22 protein-coding genes are annotated in these 24,161 nt (G+C 34.2%); 4 read left to right on the top strand and 18 right to left on the bottom strand.

Annotated elements, in window-relative coordinates; all coding sequences use genetic code 11:
• Positions 1–35: 35 nt before the first annotated feature.
• The 3 genes from HMPREF2801_RS06565 to HMPREF2801_RS06555 are packed head-to-tail and all read right to left on the bottom strand — an operon-like array spanning position 36 to position 3,627.
• Positions 36–1,490, bottom strand: coding sequence for an aminoacyl-histidine dipeptidase (locus HMPREF2801_RS06565; protein WP_070611265.1), 1,455 nt, complete (start codon positions 1,488–1,490; stop codon positions 36–38).
• Between the two features lie 48 nt (positions 1,491–1,538).
• Positions 1,539–2,870: a GTP pyrophosphokinase gene (locus HMPREF2801_RS06560; protein ID WP_070611264.1), complete on the bottom strand. Its 1,332-nt coding sequence runs from the start codon at positions 2,868–2,870 to the stop codon at positions 1,539–1,541.
• Between the two features lie 7 nt (positions 2,871–2,877).
• Positions 2,878–3,627 carry a peptidylprolyl isomerase gene (locus HMPREF2801_RS06555; protein WP_070611263.1) on the bottom strand — a complete coding sequence of 250 codons (750 nt, stop codon included), beginning with the start codon at positions 3,625–3,627 and terminating at the stop codon, positions 2,878–2,880.
• A 395-nt stretch (positions 3,628–4,022) separates the two neighbouring features.
• On the opposite strand from HMPREF2801_RS06555, the gene glmS reads away from it, so the two are divergent.
• Complete coding sequence (glmS, locus tag HMPREF2801_RS06550; protein WP_070611262.1) at positions 4,023–5,849, top strand: glutamine--fructose-6-phosphate transaminase (isomerizing); 1,827 nt, start codon at positions 4,023–4,025, stop codon at positions 5,847–5,849.
• Positions 5,850–5,930: 81 nt separating this feature from the next.
• Positions 5,931–7,181: a hemolysin family protein gene (locus HMPREF2801_RS06545; RefSeq protein WP_070611261.1), complete on the top strand. Its 1,251-nt coding sequence runs from the start codon at positions 5,931–5,933 to the stop codon at positions 7,179–7,181.
• Between the two features lie 65 nt (positions 7,182–7,246).
• Here the strand turns inward: HMPREF2801_RS06545 and HMPREF2801_RS06540 are convergent, their stop codons facing one another.
• From HMPREF2801_RS06540 to HMPREF2801_RS06495, 10 genes are all read right to left on the bottom strand, one after another.
• A complete protein-coding gene (locus HMPREF2801_RS06540; RefSeq protein WP_019124776.1) occupies positions 7,247–7,606 on the bottom strand; it encodes a hypothetical protein in 360 nt (119 codons plus the stop codon).
• 74 nt (positions 7,607–7,680) lie between these two features.
• Positions 7,681–8,547 (bottom strand): S-layer homology domain-containing protein, encoded by an 867-nt coding sequence (locus HMPREF2801_RS06535; protein ID WP_070611260.1) that lies wholly within the window; start codon positions 8,545–8,547, stop codon positions 7,681–7,683.
• Between the two features lie 104 nt (positions 8,548–8,651).
• On the bottom strand, positions 8,652–9,203 hold the full coding sequence (locus HMPREF2801_RS06530; RefSeq protein WP_083303723.1) for a hemerythrin domain-containing protein: 552 nt from the start codon (positions 9,201–9,203) through the stop codon (positions 8,652–8,654).
• Positions 9,204–9,207: 4 nt separating this feature from the next.
• Entirely contained in the window at positions 9,208–9,789 is a 582-nt protein-coding gene (locus tag HMPREF2801_RS06525; protein WP_070611259.1) for a hypothetical protein, read from the bottom strand.
• A gap of 132 nt (positions 9,790–9,921) precedes the next feature.
• On the bottom strand, positions 9,922–10,362 hold the full coding sequence (locus tag HMPREF2801_RS06520; protein WP_019124780.1) for an ATP synthase subunit B family protein: 441 nt from the start codon (positions 10,360–10,362) through the stop codon (positions 9,922–9,924).
• Positions 10,359–10,844: a pantetheine-phosphate adenylyltransferase gene (gene coaD / locus HMPREF2801_RS06515; protein WP_070611258.1), complete on the bottom strand. Its 486-nt coding sequence runs from the start codon at positions 10,842–10,844 to the stop codon at positions 10,359–10,361. The genes HMPREF2801_RS06520 and coaD overlap by 4 nt, the downstream gene beginning before the upstream one ends.
• Positions 10,822–11,388, bottom strand: coding sequence for a 16S rRNA (guanine(966)-N(2))-methyltransferase RsmD (rsmD, locus tag HMPREF2801_RS06510; RefSeq protein ID WP_070611257.1), 567 nt, complete (start codon positions 11,386–11,388; stop codon positions 10,822–10,824). Before rsmD ends, coaD begins: the two co-directional genes overlap by 23 nt.
• A 53-nt stretch (positions 11,389–11,441) precedes the next feature.
• On the bottom strand, positions 11,442–13,475 hold the full coding sequence (recG, locus tag HMPREF2801_RS06505) for an ATP-dependent DNA helicase RecG (protein WP_070611256.1): 2,034 nt from the start codon (positions 13,473–13,475) through the stop codon (positions 11,442–11,444).
• A gap of 55 nt (positions 13,476–13,530) precedes the next feature.
• Positions 13,531–15,195, bottom strand: a complete 1,665-nt coding sequence (locus HMPREF2801_RS06500; RefSeq protein WP_070611255.1) for a DAK2 domain-containing protein — start codon at positions 15,193–15,195, stop codon at positions 13,531–13,533.
• A gap of 13 nt (positions 15,196–15,208) precedes the next feature.
• Entirely contained in the window at positions 15,209–15,562 is a 354-nt protein-coding gene (locus HMPREF2801_RS06495) for an Asp23/Gls24 family envelope stress response protein (protein WP_070611254.1), read from the bottom strand.
• Positions 15,563–15,743: 181 nt separating this feature from the next.
• On the opposite strand from HMPREF2801_RS06495, the gene rpmB reads away from it, so the two are divergent.
• A complete protein-coding gene (gene rpmB / locus HMPREF2801_RS06490) occupies positions 15,744–15,935 on the top strand; it encodes a 50S ribosomal protein L28 (RefSeq protein WP_019124785.1) in 192 nt (63 codons plus the stop codon).
• A 141-nt stretch (positions 15,936–16,076) separates the two neighbouring features.
• Here rpmB and HMPREF2801_RS06485 read toward each other — a convergent pair whose 3' ends face one another.
• Positions 16,077–17,354 (bottom strand): bifunctional folylpolyglutamate synthase/dihydrofolate synthase, encoded by a 1,278-nt coding sequence (locus tag HMPREF2801_RS06485; protein WP_070611253.1) that lies wholly within the window; start codon positions 17,352–17,354, stop codon positions 16,077–16,079.
• Positions 17,355–17,471: 117 nt separating this feature from the next.
• On the opposite strand from HMPREF2801_RS06485, the gene brnQ reads away from it, so the two are divergent.
• Complete coding sequence (brnQ, locus tag HMPREF2801_RS06480) at positions 17,472–18,779, top strand: branched-chain amino acid transport system II carrier protein (protein ID WP_070611252.1); 1,308 nt, start codon at positions 17,472–17,474, stop codon at positions 18,777–18,779.
• A 76-nt stretch (positions 18,780–18,855) separates the two neighbouring features.
• Here the strand turns inward: brnQ and radA are convergent, their stop codons facing one another.
• From radA to HMPREF2801_RS06460, 4 genes are read right to left on the bottom strand one after another with little or no spacing between them, the layout of a single operon-like run.
• A complete protein-coding gene (gene radA / locus HMPREF2801_RS06475; RefSeq protein ID WP_070611251.1) occupies positions 18,856–20,232 on the bottom strand; it encodes a DNA repair protein RadA in 1,377 nt (458 codons plus the stop codon).
• Positions 20,201–22,672 carry an ATP-dependent Clp protease ATP-binding subunit gene (locus tag HMPREF2801_RS06470; protein ID WP_070611250.1) on the bottom strand — a complete coding sequence of 824 codons (2,472 nt, stop codon included), beginning with the start codon at positions 22,670–22,672 and terminating at the stop codon, positions 20,201–20,203. Before HMPREF2801_RS06470 ends, radA begins: the two co-directional genes overlap by 32 nt.
• Positions 22,669–23,655, bottom strand: coding sequence for an ATP--guanido phosphotransferase (locus HMPREF2801_RS06465; protein WP_070611249.1), 987 nt, complete (start codon positions 23,653–23,655; stop codon positions 22,669–22,671). Before HMPREF2801_RS06465 ends, HMPREF2801_RS06470 begins: the two co-directional genes overlap by 4 nt.
• Positions 23,642–24,151 carry a UvrB/UvrC motif-containing protein gene (locus HMPREF2801_RS06460; RefSeq protein ID WP_070611248.1) on the bottom strand — a complete coding sequence of 170 codons (510 nt, stop codon included), beginning with the start codon at positions 24,149–24,151 and terminating at the stop codon, positions 23,642–23,644. The genes HMPREF2801_RS06465 and HMPREF2801_RS06460 overlap by 14 nt, the downstream gene beginning before the upstream one ends.
• Positions 24,152–24,161 lie beyond the last annotated feature (10 nt).

The raw sequence follows: 24,161 nt of genomic DNA, 5'->3' as shown, positions 1-24,161 counted from the left end.
TTTTTTTCTTCGTTACTCATAATATCCTCCAAATTTTATTTTAAATTTTCTAGTATTTTTATTAAGAAATCAAATACTCTTTCAGTTGATGAAATAGAAAGGTGCTCGCCAGGTGCGTGTACCCCCTTCATATTTGGTCCAATTGAAAGCATATCGATATCACCAATTGTTTCCACAAAGATTCCACATTCAAGACCTGCGTGAATTGCTTCAAGTTTAAATTCTTTGCCGCTAACTTCCTTGTAAGCCTTCTTTGCAACTTCTCTAAGTGGTGAATGTTCCTTATATTCCCAGGCAGGGTACTTTGTAATAATCTCTATATCTGCGCCAAAATTTTCTGCTGCAATTTTATTTACAAGTCCAATATATTCCTTAGAAGATTGAACTGAAGACCTGATGTTGGAAATAATATTTACTGAATCTTCTTTGTTTTCAATTACTCCCACATTTACAGAAGTTTCAACTAAGCCTTCAATGTTTTTACTCATGGCTATTACGCCATTAGGTAGGACATTTATTAGACCAAGAATTTTATTTTTAAAATCATCAGTAAAGGCCTTGTCGCGAGATTCCTTTGACTTTTCAAAGTTTAGTCTCACATCAGGGTCAACTTTTCCAAGTTCTGTTACAAAGTGAGAGTTGAGTTCAACTATTACATCTTGAATTTTTTTGATGTCCTCTTCCCTTACTGCCACAAGGGCCCTTGCATATCTTGGAATGGCATTAGGTTTTGCTCCGCCTTCAATTTCAACTAAGTCGCCATCAACTTTTTCAAAAATTCTGTAAAGGCTTCTGCCGAGAATTTTTACTGCGTTGCCTAGACCAACTTGAATTTCTTGACCAGAGTGTCCGCCCTTTAGTCCATTTACTATTATTTCATAAAGATTTTTATTTTTATCTAATTCTTTGTATTCTTTTTGTAATTTTATGAGGTCTCTTTCTGCACCAGCACAGGAAATACATCCAACGCCTTCAGTTTCAGAGTCGATGTTTAAAAGTCTTTTTGAAGTAACCATACCCTTTTCAAGGTTAGCTGCTCCAGTCATTCCACTTTCTTCGTTGACAGTGAAAAGCGCTTCAATCTTTGGATGTTTGTAGTCATTTGATTCTAAAAGAGCAAGTGTCATGGCAACAGCTATGCCATTATCTGCCCCAAGAGTTGTCTCGCGAGCGATAATAAAGTCGCCATCTATTTCGTACTTAATAGGGTCTTTAGAAAAATCAATGGTGCATTCAGGAGTCTTTTCGCAAACCATGTCCATGTGACCTTGCAAAATTATGCTGTCTACATCTTCATAGCCTTCTGTCGCCTCTTTAATGATTACCACATTTCCTATTTCGTCAGTTTTATATTCCAATCCCTTTTCCTTGGCAAAGTTAATTAGATAAGCTCTAATTTTTTCTTCTTCAAAGGAACATCTTGGAATTTTTGTCAATTTATCAAAATAATAAAAAATTCTGTTCTCTAATAAGGTATTTATATCTTTCATTTAAACCTCCTACTTACATTATACATGAGTATAAAAAATATTTATAGTTTAAAAAGTATAATTATCTTCAAATATTTTAATGATTTTTTCCAGGCTTCTGGCATCACTTTTATTAATTTCCCATAGGACAGAGTTGAATTTATTTAAAGACTTGTCTAAGAGAAAGTCAATGGAAGGTCTTTCCTTAAATTCATCAATTACCTTAGATAAAAATTTATTTTCTATTTCATCTTGTTCTTCCTTTGAAAGATTTTTCTCTTCAAAAAGTTTTGTCATACAAGCCATGTACTCATATCTCACAAAAATTATAAACTCTGTAAAAATTTCTCCATAGGATTCTTGTGTAATCAGTCTAATAATTTTAAATAAAATATTCCAGTCTAAGTCGTTGTTAATAACTCTAGCCAAGACTTCTGTAGCACCCTTTGAGAAGGAATCATAATATTTGGGCTCCTTCTCACAGACAATGTACTCTTCTATGTTTAAGTCCTTGCCTGTGACAGAATTTATCTTATTTATTAAATCTATGAAATTTTCTCCATAACTTAAATCTTTATTCTTGGAAGATTTCATAAATAAAAAGTCTACGACAACATCAGTAATAGCCTTAATATTGATAAATAGTCCAAGCTCATCGTGAATCTTTTTCGTGAAGATATCGTGAAGAATTTTAGAAAGAAGTGTCTTTAACTGACTTTCTGCTGAAATTATTTCTGAGGCATCCTGTTTTTTTACATGGTCATATAAAATCATAAGTTGCTTGTCTATCATCTTCAAGTTGTCATTAATGGAGTTCATTATTTCTCTAAAAAATCCCTCTGTTATTATGTAATTATAATTTTTATAGAGAAGCTTGTGGTCTATTTCTCCCCAAAAGACATTTACAAAGGATTTGATTTGCAGCTCAAAGCAATATATAAAGGATCCTGTGTCGTATTCTCCGTCAAGTTTGTACATTGTGAAACCATTTGCAAGAGTCTGAGGCTGAGGGTCATCAAGTTTTAATCTAATCTTTTTATTTTTATTAGACTTGTAATAACCCCTATCAGATTTAATAGTAAAATCTTCTATGATTTTTTTGTACAAAGCTTCTTCATCTTTTATAAAACGACATTCCACTCTAATGCCAACTAAGTCTTGAATATATTTAAATCCACGAACAGGATCAGGAAACCTCATGAAAAAATTTCTTCTAATTAATTTTTCACGAAGGGATTCCTGAGTCTTTATTCTCGTGGTAATATTTGTAAGTCTGTCGTCATCTAAAAATAAATCGGAAAAATACTTTTTAAGCTCTTTATTAACTCCAGCAAGTTCAATTTTATGATAATCAAAAAGATCTAGTACATCATCGATGTAATTAAAAAGCTCAAGTTTCATGTTCCACCTAGATATTCATCTTCACTTGGTATTTGCCCTTAAGTTCAGTAATTTTTTCGTTGTAAAGGGCTTGTTCCTTTTGTCTTCTAACTTGTGCCGCAATTTTATCCTTCACTTCATCAAATTCTAGGTCTCTGCCTTCATTCTTTTCATTGATTTTAATAATATGGTAGCCAAATTGTGTCTTAACAGGTTCAGTAACTGTGCCAACTTCATTGTCAAAGACAGCATCTTCAAATTCCTTTACCATTTGTCCTCTAGTGAAAGTTCCAAGGTCGCCGCCCTTTTCCTTTGATGGACAAGTGGAAAATTCTCTTGCAAGAGCTTCAAAGTCTTCGCCATTTTTAATTTTTTCGTAAATTTCTTTAGCCTTGTCTTCTTCTGCAACTAAGATGTGAGAAGCATTGGCACTTTCATTTTCCTTAAAGACTTCTTTGTTGTCCTCGTAGAATTTTTTTATTTCATCATCAGAAACTGTAACTGTGGCAAGAAGTTTGCCAAGAGCGTAAGTCTTTAGCATGCTTTCCTTAGTCTTTTCCAAAACTTGTGTAAAGTCATCTTCCTTGTCCATGCCCTTTTCTATTGCATCTTCGTATAAAAGTGCTTGGTAAACAAGTTCATTTACGACTTCCTTATTCATCTCTTCGCCGCCAAAATATTGTTTAAGTTGTGGGTTTAGAGAATCTAAAAATAAGTTGTAGTCCACTCCTGTAATTTTCTTGCCATTTACCTCTGCTAAAAGTTTTTCTCTATCCATTATTACCTCCGTAATTTATCTCAAATTATAAGTTTTCTATAAGTAATGTTACCATTTGAAAAAATTTTTTTCAACTAATAGGCTTTCAAATTGCCCAGCCTTTCTGAGACAAAAATCTAAATAAAATATAAGTTTTTTGTAAAAAATATTTTATAAAGGCTTCTTAAATCCTCAGAATTTCTTAAAAAGTTTACTTTAAATTTGCCTTATGTTAAAATCAACTGAAGAGATAAAAATAATTTAAGCGCCTGAGCCCAAGTGGCTGACGAGGGATAGAGTTATCGAAAATCGGCGGATGCTCTAAAGGTTTCACAGCCTAAACATTTTACAAAAAATAAAAGCAATTTTATAACAAAATAAATGTAGTGAATCTCTAATAAATTGGAGGTAGAAATATGTGCGGAATAGTTGGATATATTGGAAAAAATAATGCAACAAAATTAGTACTAGAAGGTCTGAAAAAATTAGAATACAGGGGCTATGACTCTGCAGGCCTTTCTATGATAAGAGATAATAAACTTGTGACTTTTAAAAAGAAGGGTCGCATAAAAGTTTTGGAAGATTCCTTTAACCAAGAGGAGTTTTCTTCAAATATTTGCATTGGTCACACTAGATGGGCAACACATGGGGAGCCCAATGAAATAAATGCTCACCCTCACTTATCAACTGATGAAAAAATTTCTGTAGTTCACAATGGAATTATAGAAAATTACCTAGAGCTTAGAAATGATTTGACAAAAAAGGGCTACAAGTTCCTTTCACAAACAGATACAGAAGTCATTCCTAATGTTATTTCTGATAACTACAAGGGTGACATTCTTGAAGCTGTCTTTAAGTCAACAGAAATTTTAAGGGGAGCCTACAGCCTTGGCATCATAGATGAAAATGAAGGCAAGAGGCTCATAGCTGTGAGAAATTCTTCCCCTCTACTTTTTGCAATCTGCGAAGATGGATGCTTTGTGGCAAGTGACATTACTTCTGTCATTGAACACACAAATAAGATCATCTATCTTGAAGATGGCGATGTAGTTGACATGAGAGAAGACTCTTACACAATTTATGACAAAAACCACAAAAAAGTTGAGAGAGAAATTACTGAAGTTGAAATTTCTGCAGCTGATGCATCAAAGGAAGGCTACGACCACTTCCTAATTAAGGAAATTCACGAACAACCTCGCCTACTTCGCGAAGTTATTTCAATTAAACACAAGGATTACAAGATAAATCTTCCAGCCGAAGGAAGTCTATCCCTTGATGAACTAAAAAATATCAATAAAATTTATGTGACAGCTTGTGGAACTGCCTTTCACGCAGGCGAAGCTGGCAAGTTTGCCATAGAAAATCTGGCAAAAATTCCTGTTATTTCAGAAATTGCATCTGAATTTAGGTACAAGAATATGTTTGTAGACGACAAGTCTCTGGTAATTTTCGTATCCCAATCAGGAGAAACTGCTGACACCCTAGCAGCTCTTAGAGAAGCAAAGGCTCTTGGTGCAAAAACTCTTGCCATTACAAATGTAGTTGGATCATCAATTTCAAGAGAAGCCGACAAGGTTGTCTATTGCTATGCAGGTCCAGAAATCTCTGTGGCATCAACTAAGGCTTACACAACACAGGTTATTTCACTATACTTCTTGGCCATGGACATTGCCCTAAAGCTAAATAAAATCTCTGAAGATAAAGTTAAAGAAATAATCGAAAACATGGAAAAACTTCCAGAACAAATCGAAGAAATTTTAAAACATAAAGAGCAATTTGAAGATATTGCTGAATTAATTAAGGATGCAAAATCAATTTTCTACACTGGAAGAAGCCTTGACTATATAACTGCCAAGGAAGGAGCCCTAAAGCTAAAGGAAATTTCTTATATTCACACAGAATCCTTCCCTTCTGGCGAGTTAAAACACGGTTCTATTGCCCTAATAGAAGAAGGCACACCAGTTATATCTGTTGCAACGCAAAGCTCAATTTTAGAAAAAACTATTTCTAATAACCAAGAGCTAATAGCGAGAGGGGCAACAGTAATTTCCATTGCAGAAGAAAAAAATGACTTCGTGAGAGATTCTTCTGATGTAATGATTGAAATACCAGACACCATTGATCTATTGACACCACTTCTTGCAGTAATACCTGAACAGTTAATTGCCTACTACTCTTCAGTCCTATTAGGAAATGATGTAGATAAACCAAGAAACTTGGCAAAATCAGTTACAGTTGAATAAAGAAAAGAGCTGCCAGGTGCAGCTTTTTTTAGTTTTCATAAAGCTATTTCGGGTATATAATGTAAAATGGAGTTGAATTTTATGAATGAGTATATATACCTACTTATATCCCTTGTGGCGCTTTTCTTTTCCTATTTGTTTACCCTTATAGAAAATGCTTATCTCGCCCTGGGACCTGTAAAACTTTCAAAACTTGAGGATTTAGAAGTAAAAAATTTAAACATAATAAAAAAACTTGTAAAAAAAGAAAATATTTATTCTTCAACGCTTATCCTAGATTATTTTTCCAATTCCCTTACAGTCATCTTTATGTCACTATTTTTCTTTCATAAATGGAATCATCTTGGCATAATAATCGGAATAATAATTTCAACAATTATAGTGATAATTTTTGGAGAGAGCCTTCCTCGCAAGCTTGGCAAAAACAATTATGAAAGTATTGTGCCAAAGTACGCAAAATTTTTAAATTTTTTAATAATTTTTATGCGTCCCCTTTCCATGCTAATTAACTTCTTGTCCCAAAGCATAATTAAAATAGTTATTAAGGACAAAACCTACAAGGATCCAATTATAACAGAAGAAGACTTAATAGATGCCATGGACCTTGGCATGGAAGAAGGAATAATAAATAAGAACGAGTCTATGATGATTCAAAATGTAATTGGCTTTAAGGACAATTATGCCAAGGACATAATGACACCAAGGACAGATATTGTGGCTATTGAAATTGAAGATTCCTATGAAGACATTATCGAAAAAATTTCTGAATATTCTTATTCAAGAATGCCCGTATATGAGGACAACTTGGACAATATTATTGGTATCTTAAATGTAAAAGATATTTTCCACATGGATAGGACAAAACCCCTTGCTGAAAACAAATCTTTTTTCAAAAAGCCCTTCTTCACCTTTGAGTACAAGCCTACTGGAACACTTTTTTCTGAGATGCGACAAAATAAATTATCCGTCGCCATAGTTACTGATGAGTACGGCGGCACTGAAGGTATGATTACCTTTGAAGACATCATTGAAAAAATTGTGGGTCAAATTTCTGACGAGTACGACACAGAAGAAGACGAAGACATAATAACTATCGCTCCAGGAAAATATTTAATAGACGCCTCAGTTAACATTGACGAGATCAATCAAAAGTTTGAAACAGAACTTGAATGCCAAGAATTTGATTCCCTTGGCGGTTTTATAATCGAAAATATTGACAGATTTCCAAAATTAAATGAAGTCATAAATATCGCTGACTTAAAATTTACCATAGCAAGGAAGTCAAAAAATAGGATCGAAAAAATAATTCTCGAGTTTCCAAAAAATAAATAAAAAAAATAAGAGATTCCAAAAATTTAAAGGAATCTCTTTTCTTTTCTAATTTTATAAATTTTTAATCAACACTCTTGAAGTTCAACGACTCTCATTTTAGAATTTTTCCAGCTTGCCTTGTCGCCAAGCCTTTCCACTATATTTATAAGTAACTCGTCATCTTCCAACTCTTCTGTCAGTGGTTTAACTCTTGCATCTAAGTCGTGGGCAATAAAATCAACTTCAGAGCCAAGGTCAACACTTACCATAACTCTACTTTTTAAATGTCTGAGCTCTTCTAGGTCTTCAACCTTTACATACTTTCCATTTTTTCTAGTGTAGAAAAAAATATCTTGTCCATATTTTTCTCTGTAATACATCATGTAAGTCTCACAAGAAAATTGAAAACTTCCAAGTGGACTAATGTCAAAAATTACTTTTTTCATTACCTCACCTTGGAAGTATTATATCACAATTATAAAGTTTTATATACAATTTGGGGACTTTTGTAAATTTTTAATCAAACATGACGTACTATTGAAGAAATAACTTCCTCTCTTTTCATTTGATTCTTTGGATTAAAATTTTTCTTTTCATCTAAATTTAAAAATCCAGAGCTAAGAGCCTTATAAACAGATTCCCTTGCGTAATCAGAAATCTTTTTGCCGTCCTTGATTTTTATCTTTTTGCCATCTTCTAGCTTAAATAAATTTGAAATAACAACAGCATAGTCTTCTCTCGTAATATTTTCCTTGGGAGCAAACTTGTCCTTGCTCTTTCCATTCATTATGCCAAGATCGCATGCCATGTTCACATATTTGTTGTCGGTGTCCTTAAAGTGTTTTACTGAACCTTGGGCACTTCTCTTGTACTTAATCTCATAAGCCTTAACTGCAATTTCTGCAAATTCTTCACGAGTGATCTTCTCTTTAGTGTTAGCTGCAAGATCCTTTGAGAAAAGTTTTAAATCTTCTGCCTTCATTAAATCCTTGTAAGCCCAGTTGCTGTAATTTCTAAAAACTGGCGCCTTGCCAAGATGTAAGACATCTGTGTAATTTGATTTGCCCTCACTATTTGCAAATCTAAGTCTAAAGGCATAGCCACTTGAAGGTCCCACAAGGGAGTCAAGTTCTCTTTGCGTAATTGAAACATATTTTTTATTATTTTTTACAAAGACATTTTTTGTTAAATTTCCTTTTGCATCATTGCCTTCGCTTTTCACTTCGATTTCAACTGCATCCTTGTCCTTGGCATTTTTTATTTCAAAGTTGTAAGTTTCACTTTCCTTTACTGCGCTGACACTAAGTGGCATGGCAACTTCCTTAGCTGCAAAAACGCTAAAGGGCATTGCAAGTAAAATTATCATCAATATAAGTATTTTTTTCATTCTTTCACCTCGAAGTCTTATAATAGCAAAAACTTTGGCGAAAATCCTCAAAATTTAAGATTTGTAATAATTTTGTAATCTTTTTGATAGCAGGCTAAAGTAATTTATAGTCCCAATTTTTTCATTAAATTTCTTTTATCTTCTAAAAATTTTTCTTCTTCCCTTATTCTTTCATCCATTTCCTTTGCGACTTCAAGCTTGACATCTTCGCTTAAACTTTTATCAGCAAAGGGATAAACTGTTTTATTTTCCTTTTCTGCGTGATTTCTCAAAAGTTCCACATAAGCCATGGCATTAGTCAAGATGTGAAGCTTTGAAAGATCTTCCTTATATTTTTCAAATAAATTTAAATTTTTTTCAAGCTCCATAACATAGCCCCTTGCCATTTGATGTTCAACGAGCATGCCACCACGGACAACTTTTTCTGCCACAGGTCCAAGATTTTCAAGCATAGTCACAAATAAAATGTCCTCTTCCTTTTTGTGGTGAAGGCCGTCGGCATACTTTCTTATAAACTCAATTGCATTTCTAAAAAATTCTGTGTCCACCCTTCCCCTTAGGATCTCCAAACATTTTTCTTCCATTTTGTCGCAAAATCTTAAAATTTCTTCGTGTTCATCTTCCAAATAGTTAATTGTATTTTTTAAAGTATCCACTTAATCACTTCCTTATTACATAATTTTCATCTATCTTTTGATATTTTAAACTAGTGGAGCTTAAACTTCCAAGAATAAGGCTGTCCCTAAGCATCCAATAAATCTCAGGATCTACATAATTTCCCCAAATATTTTTATGGACATCAGATGCAAGTGTAAATACAAATTCATCCTCATCATTTTTTAAAATGGCAAGGGCATGGTCACAGGGCATGCCATCCAAAAATTTGGAAGTAATAAAAGAAAATACTTCTATTGGACTGTCGCCTGCCTTATAATTTTCTCCGATTTCAAAAAATTTATTCTTTAATTTTTCTAAGTCAAAGTCCCCTAATAGAATTGAAACTGCTTTTGCCAGTCTATTTTCACTTCTTATTACTCTCTCATTGAGCCAGCCGTGAATATTACTTTCATCAATTATATCTTCTAAATTTCCTCTTTCAAGTGGAAAATTATCATCTAAATCTTTTTTAAGCTCCAGACTTTTTTCTTCTTCCAACAAATCTAATAAATTTTCTAAAATTTCTTCTTGAAATAAAATTTTATCGTACATAATATAGTGAATGCGTCCCAAAAATAAACTCATCTTATCCCTCATTTCTAATAAGATAATAGCATTCTTAGCAAAAAATTATTGTGATAATTGTCACAAAATTATCTAAAAAATTCTAAAAAAAAAAGAGGAGCCATAATAGCTTCTCTCTTCTTTCAAATCTAATTATCCTCTTAACTCTTGTCTGTTTTCGTTAAGCATTTTGATTATTTCTGATAGGTTAACTTGTGTGTTTTCAAGAAGTTCGTCTGCGTAATCTCTTGCGCCTTCTCTAATTTGAGTAGATTCTTCTTTTGCAGATCTTAAAATTTCCATAGATCTTTCCTCAGCTTCTCTCACAAGTTCGTTTTCGTCAATAATTTTTTCTGCGTGAGCTCTTGCTGCTGCAATAATTTTGTCAGCTTCGTCATGGGCTCCATTAATTATGTCGTCCTTGTCCTTTGCAATTCTTTGTGCTTCAGAAACTTCTCCTGGAATTTGCATTTTTACTTCGTTAACAATTTCCAAAAATTCTTCTCTGTCTACCATAACCTTATTTGTTAGTGGTATTTGTGATGATGTTTCAACAAGATCTTCCAATTCTTCAACTAAATCAATTAAATTCATATCTTCCTCCTAAGTAATTTTTTCTTCATAGCTTCTCCTACAACAGGAGGCACGAATAAATCTGTATCTCCGTTAAAGGTTGAAACCTCTTTTGCAAGTGTTGAGCTCACAAATAAATTTTCATTTGATGCCAACAAAAAGACAGTTTCAACGCCGTCTTTGTAATGCATATTTGCCATGGCAAGTGTATATTCATTAAAATAATCAGAAGCTGATCTAAGTCCTCTTACTATTACTTTACAATTTTTTTTCTTTGCGTAATCAACGAGAAGTCCGTCAAAGGAATCTATTTCTATTCCTTCCATTCCATCTAAAACTTTGTGAAGAAGTTCTTTTCTTTCTTCCACAGTAAATAATCCTTTTTTTGAAGTGTTGTCTAATACTGCTACAATTACTTCTCCAAAAATATCCTTTGCTCTCTTTATAATGTCTAAATGTCCATTAGTCACTGGGTCGAAGCTACCCGCATATATTGCTTTCATCTACATCCCATCCGCATATGGAAATGGAAGTATTTCCATATTTTTTATTTTTTATTTCTTTAAAGCCATCGCCAATTAATAGGGGAACATCTGTATTATACTCCACAATTAATTTTCCATCAGGCTTTAATAATTTATTTTCTCTAATTAGTTTAAAGGCTCTTTTATATAAGTCACGCCTGTCAAAGGGCGGATCCATGTAAATGTAATCGAATTTAACATCTAAATTTCTTAGGGCTCTGTTTAAATGATCTTCAATAAGAACTGCTTCATCTAAAAATTTTGCCTTTTCTAAATTGTACTTCACGCAGTCCATGGCTTCCTTTGACTTGTCAACAAAGTAAGCTTTCTTTGCCCCTCTTGATATAAATTCAATTCCATTTGCACCGCTGCCACAGAATAAGTCTAGGACAAGGTCGTCAAAAAAATTTTGACCTAAAATGTTAAAAACAGATTCCTTTACCCTGTCTTCTGTGGGCCTGGTATCAAGACCCTTGGGTGCTTTTAATTTGAGTCCTCGTCTATTTCCTGAAATAATTCTCATAAAGCCTCCAAATTAGTTTTATTTTACCATAAGTCAAGAAATAATTAAAGATATTAGTTTAAATCAGAATAAAAGTCACTTATTTCTCTATTTAAATAAAAGTATTTTTTGCTCTCTAGGTTTGGGTCAACTTCCAAAATCTTTTTCACATCATCTGCTGCATATTTTAAAATTGTTTCATCTCTAAAGGAATCAGCAAGTCTTAGGTTTGGCATGCCCGATTGCCTTGTGCCCAAAATGTCTCCAAAGCCGCGAAGCTCCAAGTCCTTGTTGGCAATGTAAAATCCGTCATTGGAGTCTGTCATAATTTTCATCCTCTCCCAAGAAATTTCACTCTTGGAAAGATTGTAGAGTATGCAGTAGGATTGATGAGTACCTCTTCCAACTCTACCTCTTAGTTGGTGAAGGGTTGAAAGTCCAAAGCGCTCTGCATTATAAATCATAATGACAGATGCGTTAGGCACATTTACTCCAACCTCCACAACTGTTGTGGATACAAGTAAATTTATTTTATTGGCGGCAAAGTCATTCATAATTTTATTTTTTTCCTCTGCCTTCATCTTTCCATGGAGAAGTCCGACCTTGTAATCTATGAAGAATTTACTCAAATCTTCATAAACTTTTTCCACAGCCTGCAAATTTTCGTAGTCTTCATTTTCTTCAATCAAAGAACAAATTACATAGGCTTGCCTTTCTTTTTCTAGTTCAGATTTTATAAAGGCAAGAGACTTTTCCAACATATTTTCATTTATGGCAATGGTCTTAATTGGCTTTCTGCCCTTTGGCATAGTCTTTATGACAGATATGTCTAAGTCTGCATAGAGAACAAGACTTAAACTTCTTGGAATTGGCGTGGCAGACATTACAAGTGTAGCTGCGTCCACATTTTTATTTTGCAGCATATTTCTTTGGACAACACCAAAGCGGTGCTGCTCGTCAATTACATTAACTCCAAGCCTTCTAAAAACTACATTTTCTTCGATGAGAGCGTGAGTTCCTATAAGTATGTCAATAGACCCCATCTCTAGGTTGTCTAGGATGTCCCTCTTTGCACTTTTTATCGTTGAGCCAATAAGTAAGGCGACCTTTACTCCAAGAGGCTCTAGGAGGTCTACAAAGGACTCAAAATGTTGCTTGGCTAGAATTTCTGTTGGCGCCATTATAGATGACTGGTAGCCATTTAAGTAGGCAAGATACATTATTATTATGGCAATAATGGTCTTGCCGCTTCCAACATCGCCTTGGATGAGCCTATTTATTGCCTTTCCCTTTTTCATGTCATCAAAGATTTCATCTGTGACCTTTTCTTGACCCTCTGTCAGTTTAAAGGGAAGCTTATTTATAAAATCGTAAATTTCATCTTTTATTTCAAATTTTATGGCATCTCGCCTTTGGTTTTGAAATTTATTTTTTAGAATTGAAAGTTCAAATAAAAATAATTCTTCGTAAATTAATCTCTGGCGAGCCATAATATAATTTTTTCGGGACTTCGGATAGTGAATTGCCCTTATGGCATCATTCTTGCCAATAAAAGAATATTTTTCCAAAATTTCCTCTGGCAGGTTTTCCTCAAAGAGATTTAAGTCAATAACCTGATTGATTAAATTTTCAAAGACAAAATTATTTAGGCCTTCTGTCAAATTATAAATAGGAGAAATTTTACCCAGCTTTTTTAATTTATGTATATCTTCGATTTCTGGACTAGATAGGCTGACCCTTCCCCTGAAAAAATCTGCCTTGCCATAGACTAAATATTCTCCGCCAATTTTTATGAGAGAGTTTAAGTAAAAGGCATTGAAAAAAGAAAGCTCCACTTCTCCACTTTCATCTTCTGCCAGAAAAGATGTGAGAGTGAGACCCTTTCTTATTCTCCTATTTTGAAGTTTTGATAGGATCCTCACCTTGAAGGCATTTTTTTCGCCAATCTTTGCCTGGGAAATCTTTACAATTTTTGAGCTATCTTCATACCTTCTTGGATAGTACAAGAGTAGGTCCTTAACTGAATAGATTCCAAGCTTGTGAAAGAGCTTTTCCCTCTTTGGTCCAATTCCCTTTAAATTATTTATAGAATCACTTAACTTAAGCATTTTCTCACCTATTATAAAAGCCCAAAGAAAAACTTCGGGCTCATAAAAATTCTAATTATTCTAATGAAAGGATGTAATAATAAATTGGTTGATCTCCCTTTATTACATCTATGTCAATGTCTGGATATTTTTCTTCAATAGCCTGGCGAGCTTCTTCAGCATCTTCCTCTTTCACATCTTCTCCATAGAAAAGTGTTACAAGAGAAATGTCCTCGTCCATAAGCTTATCCACTGTTTCTGTTACAACATCAAATACAGTCTTGCCGCTGGAGATAATTTCCTTGGCTGCAATGCCTATGATGTCGTCCTTGTGAATTTCTTTTCCGCCAATAGTTGTGTCCCTAACTGCATAAGTTACTGATGCGTCAATTACACTTCCTATGGCTTCTATCATATTTTCCTTGTTTTCATCTTTATCTAGGTCACCATTAAAGGCAAGCATAGCTGCAATACCTTGTGGCACAGACTTTGATGGAATTACAATAACATCTCTATCAGAAATGTCTCTTGCTTGTTCTGCAGATAAAATTATGTTGCTATTATTTGGAATTAGGTAGATGACTTTTCCGCCAACCTTGTCTATGCCCTTTAAAAAGTCTTCAGTAGATGGATTCATAGTTTGCCCACCAGCTACAACATAATCTACACCAAGGGATTTGAAGGTTTCAGTCATTCCATCGCCCATGGAAACAGTTATAAAGGAATAATCCTTTTCTTCAATTATTTCTTCCTCTTCCTCCTTCTTTTTGGCTTCAGCAACTTCGCTGTCGTCAAAGAGAACTTCCCTATGTTGGTATCTCATGTTGTCGATTTTAATATCTTGAAGAAGACCAAGTTCGCAAGCGTGTTGCAAAACAATTCCTGGATCATTAGTGTGAACGTGAACCTTAATTATGTGACTTCCGCCACCGCCAACTACAAGTAGACAGTCTCCAAGAGGAGCAATTTTTTCTCTAAAAGAATCAATGTCTTCGTAGTCAGTATTTATAATAAATTCAGTACAATATCCATACTTAAGAGATTTGTCAGCTTCAGTAAATTGAATTTCCTTTTGTGCCTTTTTCTTCAAAGTTTCATCTTCAGATTGGTCAGCTATATCTTCGCCCTTTAAAACCTTAAGCCCACCTTCAAGAAGGACAACAAGACCCTTGCCACCAGCGTCAACAACATCAGCTTCCTTTAAAACTTCAAGAAGATTTGGCGTATTGTCAAGTGACTTATTAGCTTCAACAATTACATCTTCCAAAAACTTTACTGGGTCTTCAGCCTTTTTGTAATGTCTAATAGCAAATTCTGCAGTTTCTCTTCCAACTGTGAGAATAGTACCTTCAATTGGTTTCATAACAGCCTTATAAGTCGTTTCACTTGCCTTTTTAAAAGCGTGAGCAATTTCAGCAGTACCAGCTTCATCTAGACCTTCTAAACCTTCAGAGAAACCTCTCAAAAGTTGAGAAAGAATTACACCACTGTTGCCTCTTGCTCCCATAAGGGCACCACGAGCTGCAGCAGCAGAAACATCACTAACTTTAAAATCCCCTTCTAAACTATCAATTTGTTTTAAGGCAGATTTTGATGTAAGGCTCATGTTTGTACCTGTATCTCCATCAGGAACTGGGAACACATTAAGTGCATTGACCTCTTCCTTTCTGGATATTAGATAATTTACAGCGCCTTTAAAAATTTCTTTTAATAAAGGGCCATTAATTTTTTTTATTTCCAAAATCTTACCTCCACTATTTAAGTCTAATACCTTCTACCAGAACTTCAATTTTATCAACTTCAAGTCCTGTCAAATTTTCTATATTAAACTTAACTCTTTCTATAATATTTTCACCCACTGTAGAAATTTTTACTCCATATTCAAGAACAACATGAAGTTCAATAGAAATTTCATTTTCTTCAGTGTTTACAACAATTCCCTTTGACAAATTTTCAAATCTCAAAAGTTCAAAAATTCCATCTGCGGCATTTTTTGATGCCATTCCAACAATTCCGTAGGATTCCATTGCTGAAATTCCAGCTATGTTAGCAAGTACGCTATCTTCTATCACAATATTTCCAAGTTCTCTATTTATAATTGCCGGCATGAGGGCACCTCCTTATCTAATTTATTATAACAGAATTTGCAAAAGATTACGAGATTTTGAAAAATTCCTTTGTAAAAAAAGTGAAATTAGTGTAAAATAAGAACATATTGAAAAAATTATTTGCACTTAGCATCATTTTTTGATAAAATATTTGTTGCTTAATGACTAAAGGAGGTGCGTTATGGCTAAAAGATGTGAAATTTGTGGAAAAGAAAAAAAATTTGGAAATAAAATATCTTTCTCTCACTCTCGTTCTAACAGAAGCTGGTCTCCTAACATTAGAAGAGTTAAGGCTGTAGTTAATGGATCAAACAAAAGAATCAATGTATGCACTAGATGTTTAAGATCTGGTAAAGTAGAAAGAGCTATCTAATTAAGGGTCTTAGTAAGATCCTTTTTTTGTGGTCCTTTACATAGTCTCTTGCCCCTTGCAAGAGATTTTTTATTTTAATAAAATTTACAAAAAAAAGTTCCCGAAGTGACAGGGAACTTTTTCTATTTTCTAAATTTTTATCTAACTTAATTTATCTAATATAATTTTTCTTATGTCCTTAATTAAATATAGGGACCCGCACCACAAAATCATGTCGCCCTCACCTGCAAGAGAGAGAGTTTTTTCCACTGCTTCTTCCCTATTTTTTATAGGATAAATTTCTTTTTTTGAAAACTTTTTAAATTCAGCTTCAAGATCCTTTAAATCTGTAAGTCTATCACTATCAATTTCTGTCAAGACAATTTTATCTGCAATATTTTCTATTTTTCGAAGGATATGGTCGTGGTCCTTGTCCTTTAAGAGGCTAAAACCCAAAATAAGTTTCTTATACTTAAATTTTTTAACACTCTCTTCAATTCTTTCTATAGAATCTAAATTGTGAGAGCCGTCAATAATAATTAGCGGATCTTTTGATAGGCATTCTGTCCTTCCAATATTTTTTGCCTTTTTTAGCCCCTCTTTTATTTTTTCTTCGTCAAGCACATAGTCCTTCTTTAAAAAGTCAAGGACCATTAGGGCAAGGGAAGCGTTAAGGGCTTGGTGGTCGCCAATCAAAGAAATTTCCACATTCTTATGATCCCTAAAATTAAAAATATTTCCCTCTTCATTTGAGCTTAAAATTTCAACTTCATCTTGGCTAAATTCATAAAAGCTTGAATTTTTTTCCTTGCTAAGTTTTTTTAGTTCAGCTCTCGCCTCTTCATCTTGAGGGTAAGAGAATACTTGGGAATTTTCTTTTATAATGCCGCCCTTTTCATGGGCAATCTTGCCTATAGTGTCTCCCAAAATATTTGCGTGGTCAAGAGAAATGTGACAGAAAACTGGAATTGACTTTTCCATTACATTTGTAGCATCAACTCTTCCACCCATTCCAACTTCCATTACTGCAAAATCAAGATTATTCCTTGCAAAATAAATGTAAGCAATAGAAGTTAAAATTTCAAAACCACTTACAAAAATTTTTTTCTCGTCAAGTTCTTCTACTTTTACTCTAACTTCTGTTGCAAGTTTTGCAAATTCTTCTTCTGAAATTTCTTCATTATTTATTTCAATTTCTTCCCGAATATTTGTGATATAAGGCGAAGTAAATTTGCCAATCTTATAAGAATTTTCTATTAAGGCATTTTCTATAAAGCTTGCCACAGACCCCTTGCCGTTGGTTCCCGTAATGTGTATAATTTTTAATTTATCTTGTGGCTTCTCGAAAATATTTAATAGCTCTTTGATATTATCAAGAGTAAATTCTCCTAGAGGTATATTTCTATTTTCAAGCCAAGATACTGCTTCTCTATAATTCATATAATCACCTTAATTGCAATAGTACCAAAATTTTTATTCTCATTCAACATTTTAGTGTACCAAAATTTATTTAATTGTGGTAAAATAGAAAAAATAATTAAATGGAGGTAAAAAAAGATGAACAAAGAAATTCGCACTAAAGATTTATTTGTAATAGGCTTTGCACTTTTTGCAATGTTTTTTGGTGCAGGAAATCTAATTTTTCCACCCTACTTAGGTTTGATATCTGGTAGTCAATGGTGGGTTGGCTTTTTAGGATTTACAATTGCTGATGCAGGTCTTGGCCTTCTGGCAATAATAGTTCTTTCTAAATACGATGGTAATTTAAATGTATTGGCATCAAGAGTTAATAAAGTTTTCGCAATTATAATTTCAACGGCTATTATTTTATGTATTGGACCTTTCTTAGCAACTCCAAGAACAGCTGCTACTACTTATGAAATTGGAATAGTTCCAATTTTTGGAGAATCTTTTAACAGATATTTATTCTCCATAATTTTCTTTGTAATTGTATGTCTTTTAACTATTAGACCAAATAAGGTTGTTGATATAGTTGGAAAGTTTTTGACACCAACACTTATAATTTGTATTGCCATCTTAATTGTAAAGGGCATTGCAAGCCCAATAGGCCAGGTTCAAGATACAACTATGATAGATAATGTACTTGAAAAGGGAATAAAAGACGGTTACCAAACTATGGACGCAATAGCTGGTTGTATGTTTGCCCTAGTTGTAATAAATGCAGTAAGGGGAATGAACTATTCTAGTGAAAAAGTTGAAATAAAAGCAACTATTATATCTGGTGTAATCGCAGCACTTTGTCTTGCCTTTATCTATGGCGGTCTTGTTTATATTGGTGCACAAACTTCAAGCCTTGGCACTTACAATGTGGACACAGACAATACTGTCCTACTTGTAGAAATTACAAATAGAATTTTAGGCGGCGTTGGCGTTTACATCTTGGCAATTATAACTGCCCTAGCTTGTCTAACAACTGCTATTGGTTTAATTTCAGCTGCAGGTAATTTCTTTAGTGACCTCAGCAAGGGGAAAGTTTCCTATGCACTTGTTGTTGTCATCTGTTCAGTAATTTCTTGTTTAATATCTATGCTTGGCGTTGGAGAAATTATAAAAATTTCTGCACCTATACTTGAAACACTTTATCCATGTGCAATGACAATTGTAATATTGGGAATCTTTAACGAAAAAATAAAAGATGATATTGTTTTTAAAATACCATCTATTGTTTCACTAATCTTCGGATTTTTATTTGTCCTTCAAGAAAAAGAACTTCTTGGAAACTTTGGCGAAACTTTAAAGGCCTTACCACTTTCTAAGTTTGGACTTGGTTGGGTTGTGCCAATGATCCTTGGACTTGTTATTGCAATGATAATTTCAAGCACAAGAAAGACAAAGACAGCTTAAATAAAATTTTAAATTACAAAAAATAAACTCTTCTTACTTTCACAGTAAAAAGAGTTTTTTTCTTGCGCAAATTTATTTATATTTCAAAAACTTTTTGAATAACTTCTAAAATATTTGACATCTTAAGGACCCTTAAGTCCTTATAATTTTCTTCTTTGACGCTGGCATATTTAGAGATGTATGCCTTTTTAAAGCCCATTCTCTCAGCTTCTTTAAGTCTTACATCGAGGCTCGGCACATTTTTAAGTTCGCCAGTTAGTCCCACATCGGCAATGAAAACTGAATTTGCTTCTACAGGCTTATTGAGAGTAGATGAAACAATGGAAATCATTACAGAAAGGTTTGAGGCTTGCTCCTTGACCTTAATGCCACCAGTGGACTTGACAACAATGTTTTTGTCCAAAAATTTTATGCCTGCTCGCTCTTCTAAGATGGAAACCAGTGTGTTTAAGTGCTCTCTTCTTATAGATTCAGAAATCCTCGATGGATAAGGGAGAAAGGTCTTTGATGCCAATGCCTCTGTCTCTAAAATTATTGGCCTTGTCCCCTCTCTTATAACAGATAGGGATGAACCTGGGACTTGTTCACTGGCTGACCTCTTTGTCATAAAATATTCTGAAGGATTGTCAATGGATATCATGCCCTTTTCAGTCATGGAGAAAAATCCAATTTCACCAGTAGACCCATACCTATTTTTTGTCGCCATCAGTGACCTTAAATCTTCTGATGAGTCGCCTTCGATGAGTAAAACTGTGTCCACTAAGTGCTCAAGAGATCTCACTCCAGCAAGTTCGTCTTGCTTAGTCATTTGTCCCACAAGAAAAACCATGCGGGGCTTTTCTATGTCCTTGGCAATTTCAGTCATCTTGTAGGCACACTCCATAGTCTGGGTTGGTGTGCCAGGTCTTTGTGGAAATTCGTCTAGGGTAAAAGTTTGAATTGAATCAATAATAATCATCTGTGGGTCAATTTTTTCAACTTGATCCAAAACAGAGTTAAGGGAAGTCACTGAATAAACCCAAATTTTGTCAGAGAGCTTGTCTAAAATTCTCTCTGCCCTCATCTTTATTTGCGTCTCAGATTCTTCTCCAGATGCGTATAAAACTCTCATGCCCTTATTTGCCAGGTCATTTGCCACTTGCATTAGTAGGGTTGACTTGCCAGAGCCAGGCTTTGCAGTTAAGATGCTGACAGAATCTCTCACGATTCCGCCGCCCATGACCCTATTAAATTCTTCAATGCCAGTCATAACTCTCTCGTCAGAAGAAATTTCCACTGCCTGAAGTTTTTGTGCATCTTTTTTTATTTTTTTACTATTTGAAGGAGCCTTACCACCAGACTCCTTCTCCTTTTCTTCTAGGGTGTTCCAAGAGCCACAGCTTGGACATTTGCCAAAGAAGCCCTGGGAAATATATCCGCACTTACTGCACTGATACACTATTTTCTTTTTCATTTTTTGTCTTTTTAGTCCTCTTAACTTTTTCTATTTGAATTTTTTTGTACTTGACATCGAGATTGATTTCGTCGCCCTCTTTAATCTTTCCCTCTAAAAATTCATCGGCAATTCTATCTTCAATTAATTTTGTAATAGTCCTTTGAAGGGGTCTTGCACCAAATACCTTATCATAACCTTCTTCAACTAAGAAGTTAATGAGTTTATTTGAATAATTTGCCTTTATTCCCATTTCAGAAAGTCTATCACTTAATTTATCAAGCATATTCTTGACAATTTCTTTAATTTCAGTCTTTTCAAGAGTTTTGAAGATTACTACATCGTCAACTCTATTTAAAAATTCAGGTCTAAACTTTTCCTTTAAGGATTCATTTATAATTTTTTTCATATTTTCATATTCGCTCTTCTGAACAGAAGTTTCTGAAGTTGAAAAACCTAAAACTGAATTTTTGGCAAGAAGATTTGCCCCAGCATTGGAAGTCATAATTATAACTGTGTCCTTAAAGTTTACAGTCCTACCCTTGGAATCCGTTACTCTTCCTTCGTCTAAAATTTGTAGCAAGATGTTAAAGATGTCTGGGTGAGCCTTTTCGATTTCATCTAAAAGAATTACTGAATAAGGGTGAGTCCTTACAGCTTCTGTTAGCTCGCCACCTTCTTCGTAGCCAACATATCCTGGAGGTGAACCCACAAGTCTTGAGACAGTGAATTTTTCCATGTACTCGGACATGTCAAACCTAATCATATTTTCTTCCTTGCCAAATAAATTTTTCGCAAGGCTCTTGGCTAGGTAAGTCTTACCTACGCCAGTTGGTCCCACAAATATGAAAGAGCCAATTGGCTTGTTAGGGTCCTTAAGCCCAATCCTTGACCTTTTTATTGCCTTGGCAAGAGTTTTTACAGCCTCATCTTGACCCTTCACATCTTCCTTTAATTTTTCGTCTAAGTCTCTTAACTTTTCAGTTTCTTCTGCTGTCATTTCAGTTACAGGAACCTTTGACCAGTCAGATACAATCTTGGCAATGAGTTCTGGCGTAACTTCTTTCTTGGCTTCCTCTTTTTGGAATTTTTCTATTTCTTCCTTGTACTTTTCTTCTAGCTTTTTTTGTTCATCGCGAAGATTTGCTGCAAGTTCGTAGTCTTGACTCTTTACTGCTTCAGCTTTTTTATTTTCAATATCTTCAAGTTCCTTCTTGTACTTTTCTTCAAATTCAGGAACCTTATAGGATTCAATTTTTAACTTTGAACTAGCCTCGTCAATTAAATCAATGGCCTTGTCTGGCAAAAATCTGTCATTTAAATACCTGTCAGAATATTTTACTGCAGCTTCAATTGTTTCATCGGGGATTGTAACATTGTGGTGGTCTTCGTAAATATTTTTAAGTCCCTTTAAGATCTTTATGGAATCCTCAACACTTGGCTCATCTACTATTATTGGCATAAGCCTTCTCTCAAAGGCTGAGTCCTTTTCGATTTTCTTTCTGTATTCAGAAATTGTCGTTGCCCCCATAACTTGTAATACTGACTTAGTTAAAAGTGGCTTTAAAATATTTGAAGCGTCGAGAGAACCTTCAGCTGAACCTGCGCCAATTATGACATGCATTTCGTCAATGAATAAAATAATATTTTTGTTTTTTGCAGCTTCATTAGTTACATTTTTTAATCTCTCTTCAAAGTCTCCTCTGTACTTAGAGCCAGCTATAAGCTGAGAAATATCAAGAGTTAAAATTACCTTGTCCTTCATTATTTCTGGCACATTTCCTGCAACAATTTCTGCAGCAAGTCCTTCAGCTATGGCAGTCTTACCAACACCAGGCTCGCCAATTAGGACAGGATTATTTTTTGTCCTACGAGATAGGACTTGAATTACTCTTTTTATTTCCTTTTCTCTGCCAATTACTGGGTCGATTTTTCCCTCTTCAGCCTTTTTATTTAAGTTTGTAGTATATTTTTCTAAGGCTTCTGAAGAAATTTCTCTGTCCTCATCATCATAATCTTCATAGTCTTCCATATTGTTTAAAATGTCATTTTCAAGACTCATAATGTCTATGCCAAGTCTTTTTAAAACTAAAATGGCAACACCTTGACCTTCACGCAAAATTCCTAGAAGAAGATGTTCTGTTGACACAGCAACCTCTCCCATTTCCCTTGAAACTTCAAAGGCAAGCTCAAAAATTCTCTTAGTCCTTGGTGTGTAGGCTATGCTTGACACAATAGGACCTTGACCGCTACTTACAATGTCAAGTGTTGCTTCCTTTGCCTTCTTATAATCTATGCCAAGCCTTGATAAGATGTGAGCACCTGAGTCAGTTCCTTCCCTGATTATTCCCAGTAAAATGTGCTCTGAGCCTATATATGAATGTCTTTGCTCTCTGGCTTCTTGCTGAGCAAAGAGAATTGCCTTTTGCGATTTCTCGCTAAATTTTCCAAACATACTCATCTGAAAACCTCCTTCATGAGAGCTCTTGCCTTATTAGCCCTTAAAATATCTCGTGACTTAAGGTCTAATATTGCTCCTCTCTCAATTTGCAAATGTCCATTTCTAAGTTTTTTAATCTCTTCATAAAAATCAAAATCTCGATTTGCTCTTAAAATTGAAAGTTCAATTCCAAGATTAATTGTAGACATGGAATGCATCATCTCTTCTTCCGACAACAACCTTGCATTGGCAAGAACTCCAAAGGCTCTGTTTACCATATCCTCAAGAGTTATGATGTTGTCTAAATATAATTTTTTTCTATTTTCCCTTTCAACATCGGCGATTTCTCGCGCAATGATTTTTAATTTTTCTATATAAGACTTTTCCTCTTCGCCAAAGGTTGACTCAAAGGAAAGAGTGAAAATACTTCCCAGTGCCTTGTTGGAGCTGTCTCTATAGGATGCAAGGGTGTAACCAAGCCTTGATAGACCTCTTGCAATCTCATCTATGCCAAAATAATTTAAGGCTGGTAAATACAAAAGTACAAGGGGCTTTAAGCCTGTGCCAGAATTTAAAACTCTAGAACTTAAATAGCCAAAACTTGGATCAAAGGAAAAATTAATTTTTTCTTCTAACATTTCTTCCAAAGAATAAATTTCTCCATACAAGTCCTCAAGAGATTTTGTCCTTGAAAAAGCTTGTAGCTCAAGGTGTTCTCCAGCGTTTAATAAAATATCTGGACTATCTTTTTTTTCGTAAAATCCAATATTTTCTCTTTCAATAGATTTTTTGCCAAGCCTTCCATTTTCCACATATTCAAGCTTTTTTAAAGAAGAAATATTATAAAGGTCTACTTTAGTGTAGCCCAAGTCACTTAAAATTGGGTCTAGGAAGTCTAAATTTTCCCTTAGCTCTTCCTCTGTCATTGTATTTACAAATTTTTTGCCGTCAATATTTCTATATAATTTTAATTTATATCCTAAAAGAATTTTAGACACTGACATCTTCCTTTAACTTCTTTATTTCGTCCCTTATTTCTGCTGCCTTTTCATATTCTTCCAAATTTATGGCAAGGTCAAGCTTCTCCTTTAAATCCTCAAGTTTTCTGTTATAAACGAGATAACTTTCTGCATTTTTTGGAATTTTTCCCCTGTACTTTAAATTTATATTAAGGGCGTTTAAATACTTTTTAATTTCGTCTCCAAAGGAATCATAACATTTTGGGCAGCCTAAAGATCCTGTTGCCTTAAGTTCACGAAAAGACCTACCGCAGTATTCACAGCTTATGTCATCTTCTTCATTATAGGAATTTGCTGTAAACTGAAAAATATTCTTTAAAGCATTTTCAAGTTGAGGAATAATATTTTGATACCCCTTAAAGTCTCTTTTAAATTTTTCTTCAGCACAAACTTCGCAGAGATGCACTTCTTCTATTCCATCGTCTTTTATTCTTGTGTAAGAAATAACTGATTCTCTTTCCTTGCAAACATCACATAGCATGATCTTCCCT

Source organism: Peptoniphilus sp. HMSC062D09 (assembly GCF_001811425.1).
Lineage (GTDB): Bacteria > Bacillota > Clostridia > Tissierellales > Peptoniphilaceae > Peptoniphilus_A.
The sequence above is the reverse complement of the archived record's forward strand: the minus strand, read 5'-3'. Positions and strand labels throughout refer to the sequence as shown.